The organism is Chlorobaculum thiosulfatiphilum (genome assembly GCF_006265165.1).
Taxonomy (GTDB): domain Bacteria; phylum Bacteroidota; class Chlorobiia; order Chlorobiales; family Chlorobiaceae; genus Chlorobaculum; species Chlorobaculum thiosulfatiphilum.
The window spans coordinates 16714-34731 of record NZ_VDCH01000011.1; the positions used below are offsets into that span (position 1 = coordinate 16714).

At 56.2% G+C, this 18018-nt stretch carries 13 protein-coding genes and 4 tRNA genes; 10 read left to right on the forward strand and 7 right to left on the reverse strand.

All coding sequences use genetic code 11. The features are described from left to right. Nucleotides 1-246: 246 nt before the first annotated feature. The 7 genes from hisD (at nt 247) to FGF66_RS12635 (ending at nt 7902) form a co-directional block, all read left to right on the forward strand. The gene (gene hisD, locus FGF66_RS06540; RefSeq protein WP_139456873.1) at nt 247-1533 is read left to right on the forward strand and encodes a histidinol dehydrogenase; all 1287 of its coding nucleotides are present in this window, start codon (nt 247-249) and stop codon (nt 1531-1533) included. A gap of 2 nt (nt 1534-1535) precedes the next feature. Then, the gene (queA, locus tag FGF66_RS06545; RefSeq protein ID WP_139456874.1) at nt 1536-2558 is read left to right on the forward strand and encodes a tRNA preQ1(34) S-adenosylmethionine ribosyltransferase-isomerase QueA; all 1023 of its coding nucleotides are present in this window, start codon (nt 1536-1538) and stop codon (nt 2556-2558) included. A gap of 16 nt (nt 2559-2574) precedes the next feature. After that, on the forward strand, nt 2575-2730 hold the full coding sequence (locus tag FGF66_RS12630; RefSeq protein ID WP_170181251.1) for a hypothetical protein: 156 nt from the start codon (nt 2575-2577) through the stop codon (nt 2728-2730). 473 nt (nt 2731-3203) lie between these two features. Beyond that, on the forward strand, nt 3204-3449 hold the full coding sequence (locus tag FGF66_RS06550) for a hypothetical protein (protein ID WP_139456875.1): 246 nt from the start codon (nt 3204-3206) through the stop codon (nt 3447-3449). Nucleotides 3450-3541: 92 nt separating this feature from the next. Continuing rightward, entirely contained in the window at nt 3542-4120 is a 579-nt protein-coding gene (locus tag FGF66_RS06555; RefSeq protein ID WP_139456876.1) for a PEP-CTERM sorting domain-containing protein, read from the forward strand. Between the two features lie 475 nt (nt 4121-4595). Beyond that, nucleotides 4596-7160: a bifunctional aconitate hydratase 2/2-methylisocitrate dehydratase gene (gene acnB / locus FGF66_RS06565; protein WP_139456878.1), complete on the forward strand. Its 2565-nt coding sequence runs from the start codon at nt 4596-4598 to the stop codon at nt 7158-7160. Nucleotides 7161-7482: 322 nt separating this feature from the next. Beyond that, complete coding sequence (locus FGF66_RS12635; protein ID WP_170181252.1) at nt 7483-7902, forward strand: hypothetical protein; 420 nt, start codon at nt 7483-7485, stop codon at nt 7900-7902. Between the two features lie 249 nt (nt 7903-8151). Here FGF66_RS12635 and FGF66_RS06575 read toward each other — a convergent pair. From FGF66_RS06575 to murA, 7 genes are all read right to left on the reverse strand, one after another. Further along, nucleotides 8152-8224: transfer RNA gene (locus tag FGF66_RS06575), tRNA-Gln, on the reverse strand. Between the two features lie 115 nt (nt 8225-8339). Further along, nucleotides 8340-11786 (reverse strand): PAS domain S-box protein, encoded by a 3447-nt coding sequence (locus FGF66_RS06580; RefSeq protein ID WP_139456880.1) that lies wholly within the window; start codon nt 11784-11786, stop codon nt 8340-8342. Between the two features lie 429 nt (nt 11787-12215). Continuing rightward, nucleotides 12216-13019, reverse strand: coding sequence for a 3'(2'),5'-bisphosphate nucleotidase CysQ (cysQ, locus tag FGF66_RS06585; protein WP_139456881.1), 804 nt, complete (start codon nt 13017-13019; stop codon nt 12216-12218). A 233-nt stretch (nt 13020-13252) separates the two neighbouring features. Further along, nucleotides 13253-13329: transfer RNA gene (locus FGF66_RS06590), tRNA-Arg, on the reverse strand. A 41-nt stretch (nt 13330-13370) separates the two neighbouring features. Then, a tRNA-Glu gene (locus tag FGF66_RS06595) sits at nt 13371-13444 on the reverse strand. Nucleotides 13445-13468: 24 nt separating this feature from the next. After that, nucleotides 13469-13545, reverse strand: a tRNA-Ile gene (locus tag FGF66_RS06600). 95 nt (nt 13546-13640) lie between these two features. After that, nucleotides 13641-14909, reverse strand: a complete 1269-nt coding sequence (gene murA / locus FGF66_RS06605) for a UDP-N-acetylglucosamine 1-carboxyvinyltransferase (protein ID WP_139456882.1) — start codon at nt 14907-14909, stop codon at nt 13641-13643. A 157-nt stretch (nt 14910-15066) separates the two neighbouring features. Between murA and FGF66_RS12640 the strand changes: the two genes are divergently transcribed. Genes FGF66_RS12640 through FGF66_RS06630 form a run of 3 tightly spaced genes read left to right on the forward strand, consistent with a single transcriptional unit; the run spans nt 15067 to nt 17948 of the window. Further along, nucleotides 15067-16539: a murein hydrolase activator EnvC family protein gene (locus FGF66_RS12640; protein WP_246046606.1), complete on the forward strand. Its 1473-nt coding sequence runs from the start codon at nt 15067-15069 to the stop codon at nt 16537-16539. A gap of 13 nt (nt 16540-16552) precedes the next feature. Then, on the forward strand, nt 16553-17104 hold the full coding sequence (locus FGF66_RS06625; RefSeq protein ID WP_139456884.1) for a hypothetical protein: 552 nt from the start codon (nt 16553-16555) through the stop codon (nt 17102-17104). 10 nt (nt 17105-17114) lie between these two features. Continuing rightward, complete coding sequence (locus FGF66_RS06630) at nt 17115-17948, forward strand: NAD+ synthase (RefSeq protein WP_139456885.1); 834 nt, start codon at nt 17115-17117, stop codon at nt 17946-17948. The last annotated feature ends 70 nt before the right edge of the window (nt 17949-18018 follow it).

An 18018-nucleotide genomic window follows, 5' to 3' on the forward strand; every position in this document is an offset into this window, starting at 1 on the left:
GGTGCATAGTGGCTTGGAAGTAGCAGAATCAGCCCTGATTCCAAGGTTTTGAATGAAGCCTAAAAGTACTTAATGGAACCTATATTTCAAATGAAATCGTAGGCCGTGAAAGCCCAATTTTGAGCCGTCCGGCAGGCCCTCTTCCACCCGGCGGAGTTTCGTTTCAGTGCGCCAATGATTACATTACGCAACGAAACCCAGCGCCCCGCCCGCCGGAGCCATCATCATCCAAAATCCAGAAGCGCCGTGTTAACGATCTACCATTTCCCGCAGGACGAAGCAGCCCTCAGAGAACAGCTCAACCGGACGGTGTCGTTCGATTCCGATGCGCAACGCACGGTCGATGAAATTCTGCATCGCGTCAGAACCGAGGGCGACGCGGCGGTGCTCGACTACACCGAGCGCTTTCAGGGTGTGCGGCTCAGCGACATGCGGGTGCCGGAGGCGGAGATCGAGGCGGCTTACGCGGAGGCCGATCCGGAGTTCATCTCGATTCTCGAAGAGGCGTTCTCGAACATCACTGCGTTCCACCGCAACGAGGCGGAGCAAAGCTTTTTTTACGAGCGTCCCGGCGGCGTGATTCTCGGCCAGCGCGTCACGCCGATGGAGCGGGCGCTGCTCTACGTGCCGGGCGGCAAGGCGGCCTATCCCTCCTCCGTGCTGATGAACGCCGCGCCCGCGCAGGTGGCTGGCGTGGATGAAATCTACATGAGTACGCCGTGCGACGCCGAGGGCAAGGTCAATCCGCACATTCTTGCGGCGGCTAAGGTCGCGGGCGTCACGCAGGTCTATCGGCTCGGCGGGGCGCAGGCCGTGGCGGCGTTTGCTTTCGGCACGGCGACCATCCCGAAGGTTGACATCGTCACCGGCCCCGGTAATAAATATGTCGCGCTCGCCAAGAAGCAGGTGTTCGGCCACGTCGCAATCGACAGCATCGCCGGGCCGTCCGAGGTGGTGGTGATCGCCGACGCAGGCGCGGAGCCGGAGTTCATCGTGATGGATATGTTCGCGCAGGCCGAGCACGATCCCGACGCCTCGGCGGTGCTCATCACCCCCTCCGCCGAGCTGGCCGCCGCCGTGCAGGAGGCCGCCGCACGTCTTGCGGGCACGATGCTGCGCGGCGAGGTGATCACCCGCGCGCTCACGGACAACGGCGCGATTGTCGTCACGAGTTCGATGCAGGAGGCGTGCAAGATGTCGGACATGATCGCCCCGGAGCACCTCGAACTGCACGTTGACAATCCCTGGGAGATTCTGCCTGATCTGCGCCACGCCGGAGCGATCTTCATGGGGCCGTGGTCGTGCGAGACGGTCGGAGACTACTTCGCCGGGCCGAATCATACGCTGCCGACCAACGGCACGGCGAGATTTTTTTCGCCACTGTCGGTGCGTGATTTCGTCAAGCACACCTCGATCATCGCCTGGTCGAAGAGCGAGCTGGCCCGCGCCGGTGAAAAGATCGCCCGCTTCGCCGACCACGAAGGGCTTCAGGCCCATGCCGAGGCGGTGCGCACGAGACTGAAGCACCTGTAAAGATGAAGGTCAGCGATTTCGACTACACCCTTCCCGAAGAGCGCATCGCCTGTTATCCGCCCGAAGAGCGCGGCTCTACGCGGCTCGTCGTGCTCGACCGGGCGACGCAGTCGATCACCCACTCCGCCTACGCCGCGCTGCACGAATGGCTCCGCCCCGGCGATCTCTTGGTGCTGAACAACAGCAAGGTGATCCGGGCGCGGCTCATCGCCCGCAAACCGACCGGCGCTCGTATCGAGCTGATGCTGCTCGAAAAGCACGAGGGCGAGCAGAACCTCGCGCTCTATCGTGGGCGGCTCCGTGTTGGCGACCGGCTGCTGGCGCATGGCGTCGAGTTGACGGTCGAAGCGCTGCCCAGCGACGGCGTCGCGCGTTTCGGCTGCGCGACGGCGCGGCTCACGGAGCTGTTCGAGGCGCACGGCTCCGTGCCGATTCCACCCTACCTCAAACGCGACGCCGAGGAACTCGACCGCGAGCGCTACCAGACGATCTTCGCCGAACTGCCCGGCTCGGTCGCCGCCCCGACCGCGTCGCTCAACCTTACGGACGAGCTGCTCGACAAGGTTCGCGCCAAAGGCGTCGAAATCGCCCACGTCACGCTGCACGTCGGCCTCGGCACCTTTCTGCCGATCCGCTCCGAGAGCTTCGAGGAGCATATCATGCACAGGGAGTTCTACAATATCCCGGAAGCGAGCGCCCGCAAGATCGGCAAAACCAAAGCCACCGGCGGGCGAGTCGTGGCCGTCGGCACCACCGTCACGCGGGCGCTCGAACACGCCGCGCCACGGCTGCTTGGCAGCGAATTCACGCAGGAGGTCAGCGGCGAGGCGGATATATTTATATATCCCGGCTACACATTCAGGATCATCGACGCCCTGCTCACCAACTTCCACGCGCCGCGTTCCACGGTGCTCATGCTCACCGCCGCCTTCGCCGGAACGGAGCTGCTCAAGCAAGCCTACCACGAAGCCCTCGACAACGGTTACCGCTTCCTCAGTTACGGCGACAGCATGTTTATCGCTTGATAACCGGCAACGTACGATGTTCTTCTCGCCGGCGCAGAAACACAATTTCCAGTACGTTCGGCAAGAACAAGCAGCCAATACCATCTGTCATCCTGATCCAGACTTGTCGAAAGAATGGAATAGCTCGCACATCGCAACTCTCCTCGATGCCGGAAAAGATATTCAGGAGTGAAGCGAGGCATCTGAACAGTGAATCCTGCTTTTCGATCTCTCATGACTCGTGATGAGCGAGAGTTTACTTTGACTTGTTCTATCATTTAAGTGCTCGAATGATAGAATATGGTTTTGATATAATTATGATTATTTAAGTATTTTTTAATATAGTAAACGTTTCTTTTTTTTGTACTGTGATACATCCATAAGAATATATGCGAGCACGAGAAGAATTTTGCTATCTATTTATATAAAAGTTGGTTATCGCTATTTTTTTTGCCTGTCTTGCAATGTTTGAGGGTATCCATGGCGTATTATTTTCTTTTTGCTGATCGCTTGAAAATATTGTAAAAAATATGTTATGGGAACTTGGGGAAAAGAATCGTTTATTGAGTTCATGTTTGAAAAACATGATGATTTTTTTTTAAGTTATTTCATAAAGCATTCTTATTTATAAAGTGAATCTTTTCACAATCCGGGGAGGGATTGGGTATGAAAAATCTGTTGTGCGGTGCGCTGGCTGCTGTAATTATCTTCAATTGTTCTACGGCAGAGGCAAGTGTTGGAGATTTGATCAATATTCAGTTCGGCTTGTCTGATACGACTCCATCTTATACAGGGCAGGCGATGTATGGTGATGCCGGACAGACATGGAACCTTTACGATGCCGATGTTGATATGCCGCCTGTAAGCCTGACGTATGCAAGGGCATCTCTAAAAAGTCGAATACTCCTCTGAAAATCACCTAAAAAACTTTATTAATACATCTGTAAAATCGCTTACACACTGCAATTCTCACTAATTCAGCTACCTCATAAGACTTTTTAGAGATGCCCGCAAGCGGGTCGGCATCGAGCGTTGCTGTTTCCGTATCCTTTAACACCATAGGCGTTATCAACAAGAGTTCTGACCGTTTTGCAGGAACAGCCGATGATCCTTTGATGAGGTATTACGCGCTTGCCTATGAAACTTCGGCGGTCGATTTCATTAATCTGGATACTGACGCGACTTATACATTGTACGTGTATTCACAGCAGGCTGTAAACGCAATAAATCCCGAAACGCTTGTCACCGCTGGTGGAACATCGGTAACACTATCAAATCCATCGAGCGCCACGCCTCTTTTTGTCAACGGATATAACTATACCTCGATATCCGATCTGCGCTCTGATGAATCCGGAAACCTTAGCTTCACCTATTCGCCAGGAAGCAACTCCCAGATTGGGGTGCTCAACGGAATCCAGTTGCTGCAAACCAGCGCATCCTTTGCTGATGTTGGTATAGAAGGTGACGATGGGCCGATGCCTGTCCCTGAACCCTCGACAACCGCATTGATGAGTATCGGCGCACTTTTCCTTGCCCGATATGAGTTGTTCCGGAAAAAAGAAGACGAATCCATTTCCCTGTAAAAAAGGGCTCCTCGCAGGCGTCGTCATGCAAAACCAAAACCCCGGAAAATCGGGGTTTTCCTGTTTTCCGTCTCCCCGGTAACGTTCAGCATTCAGGGGTTGTGTTCCTGGCGGGTTATGATGGTGAGGCGTGAAGCGACATGCAGGTTCGGCGTGGTCGTCAGGCAGGTTCAGTCCCGGCTAATACATTGAAACGAGAACCGTTTGATCGATTTTTCGGTAAGGCGTATCATTATTTCATGAGTGGTGCGTCGGAATTTCGTAAAGCTTCTGAATTTCTAAGCTTCTGTCTCGCGAATACCTGAAAAAGTACGGTTCTCATCCATTGCTCTGCTGGCGAGGTTTTGCATTTCACTTGCGGCTGGTTTATTTTAATGCTTTGCTTTTTTCGGGGCAAAAAACCATTCCGGCTTATACCGTTCGCCGTAATTACCATCGCATCATCACTTATAATCATTACCCTGGAGATCATTATATGAGTCTCATCAGCCAGTACCGCGCCCACACAGAGGAGCGCGCGCAACTCGGTATTCCGCCGCTTCCGCTGACCGCCTCGCAGGCCGTCGAGCTGATCGCGCTGCTCAAAGAGAGTCCAGTGCAGGAGCAGGAGTATTTGCTCGACCTGTTCGTGAACCACATCAGCCCCGGCGTGGATGATGCCGCTCTCGAAAAGGCCGCCTTCCTCGACGCCATCATTCGCGGCGAGGCCGCCTGCGCCGTGATCACGCCGGTCGAGGCGGTCGGGATTCTCGGTACGATGCTCGGCGGCTACAACGTCAAGCCGCTGGTCGATGCGCTCTCCAGCGCCGACAGCGCGGTCGCCGAAGCCGCGGCGCTGGCCCTGAAAAAGACGTTGCTTGTCTATGATTCGTTCGACGCGGTGGTTGAGCTGGCCCAGAGCAACAGCTACGCCAAATCGGTACTCGAATCGTGGGCCGACGGCGAGTGGTTCACCTCCAGGCCGACTCTTGCCGAGCAGATGACCCTCACGGTCTTCAAGGTTCCGGGCGAAACCAACACCGACGACCTCTCGCCCGCCAGCGAAGCCTTCACCCGCAGCGATATTCCGATGCACGCACTGAGCATGCTGCGCTCCAAGATGGACGACCCGATCGCGACCATCGCCAGCCTCAAGGAGAAGGGCCATCCGCTCGCCTACGTCGGCGATGTGGTCGGCACCGGATCGAGCCGCAAGTCGGGCATCAACTCCGTGCAGTGGCACCTCGGCGCGGACATTCCCGCCGTGCCGAACAAGCGCACCGCTGGCGTGGTGATTGGCGGCATCATCGCTCCGATCTTCTTCAACACCGCTGAAGACTCCGGCGCGTTGCCGATCCAGGCCGACGTAAACTCGCTGGAGATGGGCGACGTGATCGACCTCTATCCCTACAAGGGCACTATCGAAAAGAACGGCGAAGTGATTTCGACCTTCTCGCTCGAACCGAATACGCTGGCCGACGAAGTTCGCGCTGGGGGGCGCATTCCGCTCATCATCGGCCGCAACCTCACCCGCAAGGCCCGCAAGCTGCTTGGCCTCGGCGAAGAGTCGATCTTCAGCCGCCCCGAACAGCCCGCCGATACCGGCAAGGGGTACACGCTGGCCCAGAAGATGGTCGGCAAGGCGTGTGGCCTCGCCGGCGTCCGCCCCGGCATGTACGTCGAAGCCGAGACCCTCACGGTCGGTTCGCAGGACACCACCGGTCCGATGACCCGCGACGAAATCAAGGAGCTTGCCGCACTCAGCTTCAGCGCCGACCTCTTCATGCAGAGCTTCTGCCACACGGCGGCCTACCCGAAACCGACCGACGTCAAGATGCATCGCAGCCTGCCGTACTTCATCATGAGCCGAGGCGGCGTGGCGCTCAAGCCGGGCGACGGCGTCATCCACACCTGGCTGAACCGCATGGTGCTGCCCGACACGCTCGGCACCGGCGGCGACTCGCACACCCGCTTCCCGATCGGTTGCTCCTTCCCGGCCGGTTCCGGCCTCGTGGCCTTCGCGGGCGTGACCGGCACCATGCCGCTCAACATGCCCGAGTCGGTGCTCGTGCGCTTCAAGGGCGAACTCCAGCCTGGCATTACGCTGCGTGATCTGGTCAACGCTATTCCCTATGTCGCCATCAAGAAAGGATTGCTGACCGTCGAAAAGAAGGGCAAGAAGAACATCTTCGCCGGTAAAGTACTGGAAATCGAGGGCTTGCCGCAGCTCAAGGTGGAGCAGGCGTTCGAGCTCTCCGACGCCTCCGCCGAGCGCAGCGCCGCGGCCTGCACGGTGCGCCTCGACAAGGAGCCGGTGATCGAATATCTCAAGTCCAACGCCAGGCTGCTCGGTCAGATGATCGAAGAGGGCTACGGCGACGTCGAGACGCTCCGCCGCCGCATCGGCAAGATGGAGGAGTGGCTCAAGAAGCCGGAGCTGCTGGAGCCGGACGCCGACGCCGAGTACGCGGCGGTGATCGAGATCGACATGAACGAAATCGCCGAGCCGATCCTGGCCTGCCCGAACGATCCGGACGACGTGGCCACGCTTAGCGAGATTCTCGCCGACGAGAAGCGCCCGAACAACATCGACGAGGTGTTCGTCGGAAGCTGCATGACCAACATCGGCCACTTCCGCGCACTGGGCGAAGTGCTTCGCGGCAAAGGTCAGGCAAAGGCCAAGCTCTGGGTCGTGCCGCCGACCAAGATGGACATGAAGAAGCTTGTCGAAGAGGGATACTACTCGGTTTTCGGCACCGCAGGCGCACGCACTGAAATTCCCGGCTGCTCGCTCTGCATGGGCAACCAGGCCCGCGTGGCCGACAACGCCGTGGTTTTCTCGACCAGCACCCGCAATTTCGACGACCGAATGGGCAAGGGCGCGAAGGTCTATCTCGGCTCCGCCGAACTGGCCGCCGTCTGCGCTTTGCTCGGCCATCTGCCCGGCAAGGATGAGTATATGGAGATCGCTGGCTCGCTGTCGCAGAACGGTGACAAGGTTTACCGTTACCTCAACTTCCACGAGGTGACCCCTCAGGAGCTGCAAATGCTTGTCGATTAATTGATTACGGATGTCTTCCTCCTCTCCGTCTTCGTACAGGAGAGGAGACGAAGACGTTTCTGTCGTATGCCTTTTGCTGCTGATCGCTGATCCGTGTTTTTGAATACTTGTTGTTGTCGTGAAGAGGGCGGTATAATAATCGTAAAAATCGCCTGTTAAAAAGTACCTGTGTGTTGAGAGTGTTTTTTTGAAAAATCAGTGATTTTGATTATTATTCGTGAGCTGAACAAGCTGTAACATTTTTTTATTTGAAAACAAAACTGCATTCGAATCATGAAAAAACTTTTTGCTTTCCTGTTTCTCCTGAGCTCTGTTTCTTTCGTTGGTTGCGCTCAGAAAGCTGCTGAGACTCCGGCTGAAGCTCCTGCCGAGGCTCCTGCCGCCGCACCTGCCGAGGCTCCTGCCGCTGCACCTGCTGAAGCACCTGCCGCTGCACCTGCTGAAGCACCTGCTGCCGACCAGGCTGCTCCTGCCGCTGCTCCTGCTGGCGAAGCAAAATAAGTTCCTGAACAAGGACTTAAGCAAAAAAGAGACAGAGGAAACTCTGTCTCTTTTTTTTATCCCTTCCCGTAAGCGACTTCAGGGAGCGCTGATCTGGAATCTTCAGGAAAATGCTCATCATGACCCCTCATCGCAGGGACAAATCCGTACGCCTGTTCTCGAAAATCACGCCATTTCTGCATTGTTCCCTGCTCTCGAAACAAAATCTCACCAATGCCACCCAAGCAAGATATTAGGCTAAAGCCATTATTTATATTGTCATACCCGCACACATATGCCTGAATGCCGAGGCAATTGTTGGGAAATTTATTTGTCAGCGCAATGCGATCCGGTATTTGGAGGGCGGTCGGGAGTCATGTTTCCGTCATGATCATCCGGTCAGTTTCGAGGGGATTCCAGGGTCCGTTTAAGCTTAAAAATCAAAGAATAGCTGTACCCGGCAGAAACGCAAAAAGCCTTGTAACGTTTTCCGCTACAAGGCTTTAGAGTGCTGAGGAGCCAGGACTCGAACCTGGAATTGCCTGATCCAGAATCAGGTGCCTTACCAATTTGGCCACTCCTCAATAGAGTGGCTTAATGTAGCAAAAAAATCGGAAATCCAGCGTCATTTTTAACTTTTTCGTAAAGAAATCTCGGCGAGCTTGCGCTCATGCGGTTTAGCGGTTGATTTTTGCTGCATTAGCCGTTTTCCAGGGAGATGGATTCGTTGACCGCCGATACCAGATCGGCAAGCCTGACGGGCTTTTTCAGGATTTTGCAGATACCATGCCTGTTCAAACTATGCTCATCTTCGAGATCCTTGCCAAAGCCGGTCATCAGGATAATCGGAATCCGGGGGCAGGTACTTTTCAGTTCGGTTGACAGTTCGAATCCGCTGAGTTCGGGCATGGTCAGGTCGGTGATGACCAGATCGAATCTTTCGGGATTCTGCCTGAAAAGCTCGATGGCTTCGCGCGGATTCTTCACGGCGCATACCTCGAAACCCTGTTTGCTCAGCATTTTCGAGATCATGTTGAGGATGACCTGCTCGTCATCGACAAAAAGAATGCTTCCTTTGCCCTGCTGGGGAACAGGGCGCGAACACTTCTGCTCGTTGATCTCTTCGATCAACGGCAGATAGACGCGAAAGGTCGTAAACTCTCCCGGCTCGCTTTCAACCAGAATGTGCCCGTTGTAACCGGTGACGATGCCGTGCACGACCGACAAGCCGAGGCCGGAACCCTTGTCGGCGGCCTTGGTGGTGAAAAATGGCTCGAAAATATGCTCGCTCGTCGCCTTGTCCATGCCGACGCCGTTGTCGGAAATGCTCAGCTCCGCGTGGGGTTGAACCAACAGCCCCGGCAGTTTTTTCAGCAATGCTTCGCCGGGCGTGACCTCGCGCAGCTCGATGGTGATGACGCCATTGCTCCTGTCGGTCGCCTGCAAGGCGTTTGTGCAGAGATTGACAAGCATCTGGTGCAGCTTCGAAGGGTCGATGAGGATATTGCGGCACGCTTTGTCGATATGCATCTCTATCCTGATGTTTGCCGGAATCGACGGACGGAGGAGCTGAATGACCTCTTCGATGATGGACTGAACCTTGACAGGCACAGGCTTGCTGTCATGCGCTTTGCTGAAGGTCAGAATCTGGGCGATCAGTTGCCTGGCGCGTTCGGACGCCTGCACGATAGCGGTGTAATATTCGGGGTTGTAATGCTCTTCGGCGGCTTTGAGCATCCCAAGTTCGGCGTAACCGAGAATCGGCGAAAGCAGATTGTTGAAGTCATGGGCGATGCCGCCGGCAAGTCTTCCCACCGTTTCAAGGCGTTCGGCTTTCTGAAGCTGGAGTTCGAGTATTTTTTTCTCTTCTTCAGCCTTTTTCCTCCGGCTTATATCGCGAATCACGCCGATCATGCCTGAATAATCACTGCCGTTGTTTTCCTGAAAGTATCTGACGCCGACTTCGCCATAAAGATCCGAGCCATCGTTTTTCTTGTATTTCAACTCGAACACTTCAGAATCGATGCGTTTGGCAATCGCTTCGCCGACCTTGTGCTTCGCCCGCTCTACCTCATCATTTGCGAGAAAATCGAAAAAGGAGTGACCGACAATCTCTTCAGGTCGGTATCCTGCCGTTTTTTGTATAGATGGCGAAATATAGCGGACGATACCCGTAAAGTCAGTAACGAAAACGATTTCGGAGATCTGTTCGGTGATGGTGCGGAACTTGTTTTCGCTTTCCTGCAACGACTGCTCGATCTGCTTGCGTTTGGTGATGACATCGAAAATGACGATGAAATAGTCGCGTTTCGGGCTGTAAACCGAAAAAGAGAACCACTCCTGAAGCGCGTTCAGGAAATAGTCGAAATATTCAGGTTGACCGCTTTTGACGATGCGTTCCGATATGCTGAACAATTCAGCGTCGGTCGTCCTGATTCCAGGAATGATTTGCGTCGCCCGTTTGCCGGTGACATCCTTCAGCGAAAGCAACTCCTCGAATTTCCGGTTGACCTCGACGAATACGAAATCCTCGATAGTATCATTTTCATCGTACAACGCCTGGCAATAGGCAAAACCGTTCGGCATGTTTTCGAACAGCGAACGATACTCCATTTCTCGCTGGCGTACCGATTCGAGCAGCTTCCGGCGCTCCGTGGAATCGATGATCGTGCCGATATAACCGGTCCACTGTCCGTTTGCGTTGTGCACCGGCTGTCCGCGCGACATCAGCCAGTGAATCGAACCGTCGGGCCAGGTGACCCGGAACTCCATATTTGATTCTATCGCTTCTCTGGTGGTCTCCGTGATGGTGTCGATCACTTTTTGCCGGTCATCCGGATGAATGGCTTTCATCCAGAGATCGAGCGACGGGGCCTGTTTTTGCTGTTCAAGACCCAGCAGGCGCCCAATCTCGTTCGACCAGACCGCCTTGCCGGTTTCGATGTTCATCTCCCAGACGCCGGCTCGCGCTGCTTTCAGCGCAAGGTCGAACTTTGTTTTGGCGTCCCGGAGTTCGATTTCCGCGGATTTGCGATCCGAAACATCCATGACGATGCCTGCCAGGAGCCGTTTGCCGTGAAGGTCATTGGGCTGCAATCCTCCGATCACCATGATCCAGCGCTGCTCGCCATCGCTCCGGCGAATGCGGCATTCGAAATGCAGGCCGGTCTGCCTGGTTTTCGAACGCTGAATCATGGCGCTGATCCGGTTGCGATCTTCGGGAACGACGTGGTCGAGAAACTTCTGAAAGCTCCACTCCTGGTCTGTCGAGTCGTAACCGAATATCCGTGCATGTTCGATGGTGCCGAAGGCCGAGCCATCCGTGATGTTCACGCTCCACCAGCCGACATGGCTCTTTTCGAGCGCGAAGTCGAGCTGTGACCTGCTGAAACGCAGCTCCATCTCAATCTGCGTGCGCTCGGTCACATCGTTGACAATGCAGTAGAACACCTCCTTGCCCTGAATTTCGATAAGGCTGGTCGAGGCTTCGACGTCCCGGATGCTGCCATCGGCTCTCTGGTGGCGGGCTGAAACGGTTTTCTGTTTGAGCCTTCTGATCTGTTCGATCTCTCGCTCCAGAAATTCGGGAGAGGTTACGGCGAGTTGTTCGAGGTTCATCTGGCGCAGCTCTTCGACCGGCCAGCCGTAAAAGGTGGCGGCGGCGCGGTTGGCGTCGATGATCATTTTCGACTCCGTATCGATGACCAGCATCACGGTCGAGTGGCCGTCGAAGAGCCGCTTGAACTTCGTTTCGCTGATGCGCAGGGACTCTTCGAACTGCTTGCAGCGGGTGATCTCCCGGCATGTGGCGATGAGCGATGGTTCGTCGCCGGTCACGATTTTTCTGGCGTTGATCGAATGCCACAAATATTCCATCCGGTTATGATGCAAAATTCTCGCTTCGCACGACGCTTCCGAATCGCTCCGCAGCGCCGCCGTGACGGCGAGGCGCAACGCTTCGCGATCATCGGGATGCGCGGAGTCCAGAAGATTCAGGACGGTCAAGCCTCCGTCGCCGAGGCCGAACACGGCGTCGCGAGCGTTGACGTTACAGCCGGTAACGAGGCCGTCCGGATTGAACGTAAATGCAGGGCCAGGAATTATGCCGGGAAGGTTGTAAAGCGGCTCATCTGTTGGATAGAGCATGGAGTGACTCGGTTAACTGCCGAGATAGAAATACTACAGCTATTCAGCAGGGAAGAAGAAAAATATTTTTTGAATATACACTGAATCATCGTGATTATAGAGATGAAAGTCGTCATGCCAAGGTGCTTTATTATTTAGAGTTGCAGCTATCTGTCCGCCATTGGGCGGTATTGTGTGATTTCTGAGTATGTTTTCTGCGAGGGTGGAGTGGAGCGGCATGGCGCTTGCGGCTATTGATGAGAGGAACCGGAAATCGGCTTGTTACTGCCTGGATGCATTTGCACAGGATCGATCTCATCCGCTTGTTGAAGAATGACTTGGCGTATTTTTTTAAGGGATTTTTTCGTGAAAAATAAAAAGAGCTGCAAGGTGAATCTTGCAGCTCTTTACGCCCGGGCATCAGAGCATTATCCGAATGGTCATACTCGTTTATTGTACGATAAAAAAAGGGTTTAGCAGGTTCTCTTTGTTGTAGGCGAGGTCACCTTGTTCGTCGGCTTTTACCATGTGCTTTCCGGCGGCCAGAGCGATAGCATGACCAGCGGCGGTGTCCCATTCCATCGTGGGGCCGAAGCGCGGGTAGATGTCAGCCTCGCCGGAGGCTACCATGCAGATTTTGAACGAACTGCCGCGCTGTACGATCTCCAGATCGGGATGTTTCTGGCGCAGGGAATCGATGAAAGCCGTCGTTCGCTCGTTCATGTGCGAACGGCTGTTGACGACTCGGTACCTGGCTCCGTCGCTTTTCAGAGGCAGCTTGATGGCCGTCGCCATCAATTCGCCGATGCTCTTGAACCGGCTTGTTCCCTCGACTTTGTACGCGCCGTCGCCCACAATGCCGAAGAAAAGCTCGTCCAGAACCGGCACGTAGATGACGCCGAGAACGGGTTGTCCCTCGTCGATCAGCGCGATATTGACAGTAAAATCACCGCTGCGCGAAATGAACTCCTTCGTTCCGTCGAGAGGATCGACAATCCACAAGCGCGTCAATGCGGCGCGTTCGGCGTAAGGAATCGCCCGGCCTTCTTCGCTCAGGACGGGTACGCCGGTCTCTTCCAGTTTCGCGGCTATCACGGCGTGAGCCAGTTTGTCGGCACTGGTCAACGGTGACTTGTCCGCCTTCGCTTCGATAGAAAAATTCCCGGTTTCGTAAACTGAAAGAATCTCTTTGCCGGCCACAAGCGCAGTCTCGACGGCGATTTTTAACAATGCGTCCGGTAACTCTGTTTTCATGGGAGTTGGTTCGGTGTGAACGGAGAGGTCAATTCGTTGAAATATATGCACAACCACGCAAGCTTTTGTCGTGCGGGAGCCGCGTTCAGGAATGGGTATTCGGCGACCTTCGGAGAATGAGATTCTCAAGCCGCAGAGAGACAGTGAGGAGGGCGTAACGTCGAGGAAGAGCCGGAGAGGGGCATAAAACAAAAAAGACCTGCAAGCCGCAGCCTGCAAGTCCCTGATTTTTCTGGTGCACCCGAAGAGATTCGAACTCCTAACCTTCTGATCCGTAGTCAGATGCTCTATCCAGTTGAGCTACGGGTGCATAGTGTATAAATCCCGACTTGTGCCGGAATTTATACTAAGTAGCGTGTACGGGATTCGAACCCGTGATCTTCGCCTTGAGAGGGCGATGTCCTGGGCCACTAGACGAACACGCCATATAAACTTGTCTCTGAATCAGTTGGTGGGCCCTGTAGGACTTGAACCTACGACCCAGCGATTATGAGTCGCTTGCTCTGACCAACTGAGCTAAGGGCCCTTCAGAAAGCCATGTCGTTCTTCAGAGTGGTCTAATATAAGGTATGTGATTAAAATTGCAAACGATATTTAACTTTTTTTTAAGCCCGTTTTTCATCAGAATTCCTGATATTTCGCCCGCTCGATGTCTGCTCCGAGCGCCGTCAGTTTCTTCTCGATGGCTTCGTATCCGCGGTCGAGATGATAGACTCTCAGCACCTCGGTGGTCTCCTTTGCGACCAGCCCGGCAAGCACGAGACAGGCCGAGGCGCGCAGGTCGGTGGACATGACTTTCGTGCCGGTCAGCTCCTGCGGGCCGTGAACCAGCGCCCAGTTGTCCCTGATTTCGATGTGCGCTCCGAGGCGGTTCAGCTCCGGGATGTGGTTGAAACGCTCGTGGTAGATGCGGTCGATGATGGTGCTGTCGCCACTGGCCTGGGTCATGAGCGCCATCCACTGCGCCTGCATGTCGGTCGGAAACTCGGGGTAGGGCTGCGCGGTAATGTCCACCGGCAGCAGCTTTTCCGGCGCGGCGAGCGTTACCGTGTCCGCGTTGACCGTGACCGTGCAGCCGGACTGCCGGAAAGCGTCGAGCACCGAGGCGAGCTGCTCCGGCACGACGCCGGTGACGGTGACGCTGCCGCCGGTGATCGCGGCGGCGCTGAGCAGTGTGCCCGCTTCGATGCGGTCGAAGATGTTCTCGAAGCCGACTGCCTTGAGCCGGTCGACTCCGTCAATGACGAGCGTCGTGGTGCCGATGCCGTCGATCTGCGCCCCCATCTTTACGAGGAAGTTGCAGAGGCACTCGATCTCTGGTTCAAGCGCGGCGTTGTCGAGAACGGTCGTCCCTTCGGCGGTGACGGTGGCCATCAGGGCGTTGCCGGTCGCGCCCACCGAGGTGATCGGAAAGTCGATGCGCGCGCCGCGAAGCTTTCCGTTTACCTTGGCGTCGATGAACCCCTTCTCGATGGTGACGGTCGCGCCGAGCTTTTCCATCACCATGATGTGCAGATCGACGGGGCGCGGGCCGAAAGCGCAGCCTCCGGGCAGCGAGACTCTCGTGTGGCCGAATCGCGCGAGCAGCGGGCCGAGCACGTAGATCGAGGCGCGCATCTTCTTGACCAGCTCGTACGGCGCCTCGATGCTTTTCAGGTGGCCGGTCGAGATCGTCAGCAGGTTGCCCTCGAACGAAGTCTCCGCGCCGAGATAGTCGAGCAACTGGATGAAGGTGCGGACATCCTTGAGATCCGGGATGCGATCGATCGCGAAAGCGCCATCAGGCGTGAGCAGGGTGGCCGCGATGACCGGAAGCGCGGAATTTTTCGATCCTGACGCGGCGATGGAGCCGCAAATCTTTTTTCCGCCCCGGATGACGAGTTTGTCCATTTGATTCCAATGTTATAGGTAAAAGGCGTATTTAATTATTTCAGGCTCAGAAAAACAAATTTTATTTTAAAGCCACTTTTTATCTGAACCTGCAAGCCTGCCCGGCCACCGCGCAGGTCTCTTGATTGCAACTGTGAGCGCCAACCGATCCGATACCATGCGAATGTTTTCCGGCAACCGTTTTTTTTCGGTCTCCATCATAAAGCTTCTCTGCCTCAGCCTTCTCTTTGCCGTCACGATGACCCTTGCGCCCGCCGCTGTCCGCGCGGACAGCCGGGAGATGACCCGCATTACCCGCGAGCGCAGCAAGGTCGAGAGCACACTGAAAGGGCTGAAGAAGCAGCTCTCGGAGTACCAGTCAAAGCTCAACAGCACCAAAAAGAACGAGCGCCGCTCGATTGCCGACCTGAACAATATTCGCAATCAGATCAAAGTTCATGAGCGTCTCATCACGGAAAACCAGTCGCTCCTGAACAATCTGGACAAGGAGATCGACCAGCTTCAGGGCGAGCTTCAGGAGAATCGCGAGACCTATCACCATGTTTCGACCGACTTCCGGCAGGTGGTCATTGCGGCCTACAAGCGAGGCGGAGACCGCAATGCCGAGCTGATGCTCTCTTCGGGTTCGGTCAATGGCGCGATCGTGCGGGCAAGGTACATGGGATTTCTTTCAGGATCGGTCAGGTCGAAGGTGAACGATTTGCAGACGAGCGCAGAGCAACTGGAGAGCAGCCGGGCGCAGCTTCAGCGAAGCTACCGCGAGAAGGAGCTGGCCATGAAGAACCAGCAGCAGCAGTTGCAGAGCTACTCCTCCAAAAAGAAAGAGAAGGAGCAGGTGCTCACCGTGATTCAGAAAGACAAGAATACGTATGCGGCCCGGATTACCGAAGTGCGCAGAAAACAGCGGGCGATGCAGAAAAAGATCGAGTCGCTGATCATGGCCCAGCAGGAGCTGATCCGCAAGGAGCAGGAGCGGGCAAGGCTGGAAGCGCTGCGGCGTCAGCGTCTGGCGGTGCAGCGGGCTGCCGAGCGTCGTCGCATCGCCGCGGAAAACGAAAGAATCGTACGCACCAAAGCGCCACCGGAAGGCGAGACGCCGCCACCGCCGGCTCGCTCCGGAGAGGCTCCGAAGAGACCTGCGCGTCCGGCGCCCGCAGCTCGTAAAACTCCGCCGGAAGAGCCGGTGGTGGTTATCGATCAGACCGAGTCGGAGATCGACCGGGTGTCGGTCGATTTCGACAAGGGCGGAGCGCTGCCGTGGCCGGTCAACAACGGCGTCGTCGTGCGCAAGTTCGGCTCTTCGCTCGACAAGGAGCTGAACATCGTGACCGTCAGCAACGGCATTGACATTTCAGTTCCGGTCGGCACTCCGGTCAGGTCGGTCTCCGGCGGCAAGGTGGTGCAGGTGGCCTACCTGCCGACCTTCGGCAACGTGGTGATCGTCCGCCATCCGAAATCCTATCTTACCGTTTACGCCAATCTTGGTCGCGTGTCGGTGGCCAGGGGAGAACTCATCCAGTCCCGCCAGTCGATCGGCTCTTCGGCGGCGATGCCCGAAGGAGGATCGACGGTGCATTTCGAGGTGTGGAAGGGCAAGGCCAAGCAGAATCCCCAGAAATGGCTCAGATAACAGGGAAAAAATCATGGGCGTGAAGTGGCTTTTCGCGGCGATCTTTTCCGTGCTTTTCCGTCCGGATGCCTTCTGGCGGGAGGCCCGCGAGCGCTTGCGGGAGCTGAACGCCATGAAGGAGTACGCCGCGCCGGTCATCGCGATCGTGCAGTTCGTCAAGCTTCCGTTCATCGGCGCGCCGCGCATGGCCATGCTGCTGGCGGTCATCGGCTTCACGGTCAATGTGGCGGTGCTCTGGCTGCTCTCCGGAGCGCTTGTCTCGCTCGCCGGTTCCGCGCGATCCGAATCGATCCGGAAGGAGATCATGACGCTGCTCTGCTTTTCGCTGACGCCGGTGTGGCTCGTTGAGCCGTTCGGCTTTGCCGGAGCCTGGCGCTGGCTCGTCATGGCGGCGGCACTCGTCCACGCGCTCTTCATCGCTCGCATCGGTATGCAGACCCTGCTCGTCAGCGAGAATCTGGAGATCGACGCATTTTTCAGAAAATCGGCAGTGCTGATCGCTACGGCGACGATGATCGCGTTCCTGCTCCAGAGCGGGCTAATCCGTTTTTTCACCTCTTTTTGATTTTCAATCCATGCAACCGCGAAACCTCCATCTCGATTACAGCCTGGTCGAAGCCATTCTCATTCCCTTCATCCGCAACGAGATCAGGAAGTTCGGCTTCAGGTCGGTGGTGCTCGGCCTTTCGGGCGGCATCGATTCGGCGGTGGTGTGCGAGCTGGCCGCCAGGGCGCTCGGCGCAGAGAATGTGTTGGCGCTCCTGATGCCCTACAAAACAAGCAGCCAGGCGAGCCTCGATCACGCCCAACTCATGGTGGACAGGCTCGGTATTCGGGCCGAGACGATGCCGGTGACGGAGGTGGTGGATGCCTTTTTCGCGACGCGTCCCGACGCCAGCCGCCTGCGGCGAGGCAACGTGATGGCGCGGTCGAGGATGCTCTGCCTGTACGACGTCTCGGCGCGTGACGGACGGCTGGTGCTCGGCACGAGCAACAAGACCGAGCTGATGCTCGGCTACGGCACCATGTTCGGCGACATGGCCTCAGCGGTCAACCCGATTGGCGACCTCTACAAAACGCAGCTTTTCGGCCTGGCGAGGTACCTCGGCATTCCCGTGGAGCTGATCGACAAGCAGCCCTCCGCCGACCTCTGGGAAGGGCAGAGCGACGAAGCTGATCTCGGCTTCAGCTACGAAGAGGTCGATCAGCTTTTGTACATGATGCTCGAAGAGCGCATGGAACGCGACGCCATTCTCTCGGAAGGCATTAACCCCGCCTTCTACCAGCGGGTGCGGAAGATGGTGGTGCGCAACCAGTACAAGCGCATGATGCCCGTCATCGCCAAACTTTCAAGCCGCACGCCTGGCATAGACTTCCGCTACGCCCGCGACTGGCAGGAGGTGAGGTAGGGGAGAATTATGAATGATGAATTGGGGGAGAAGCTTCTTAAGCTCTTCTTCCTCTGGGACTTATCCGACC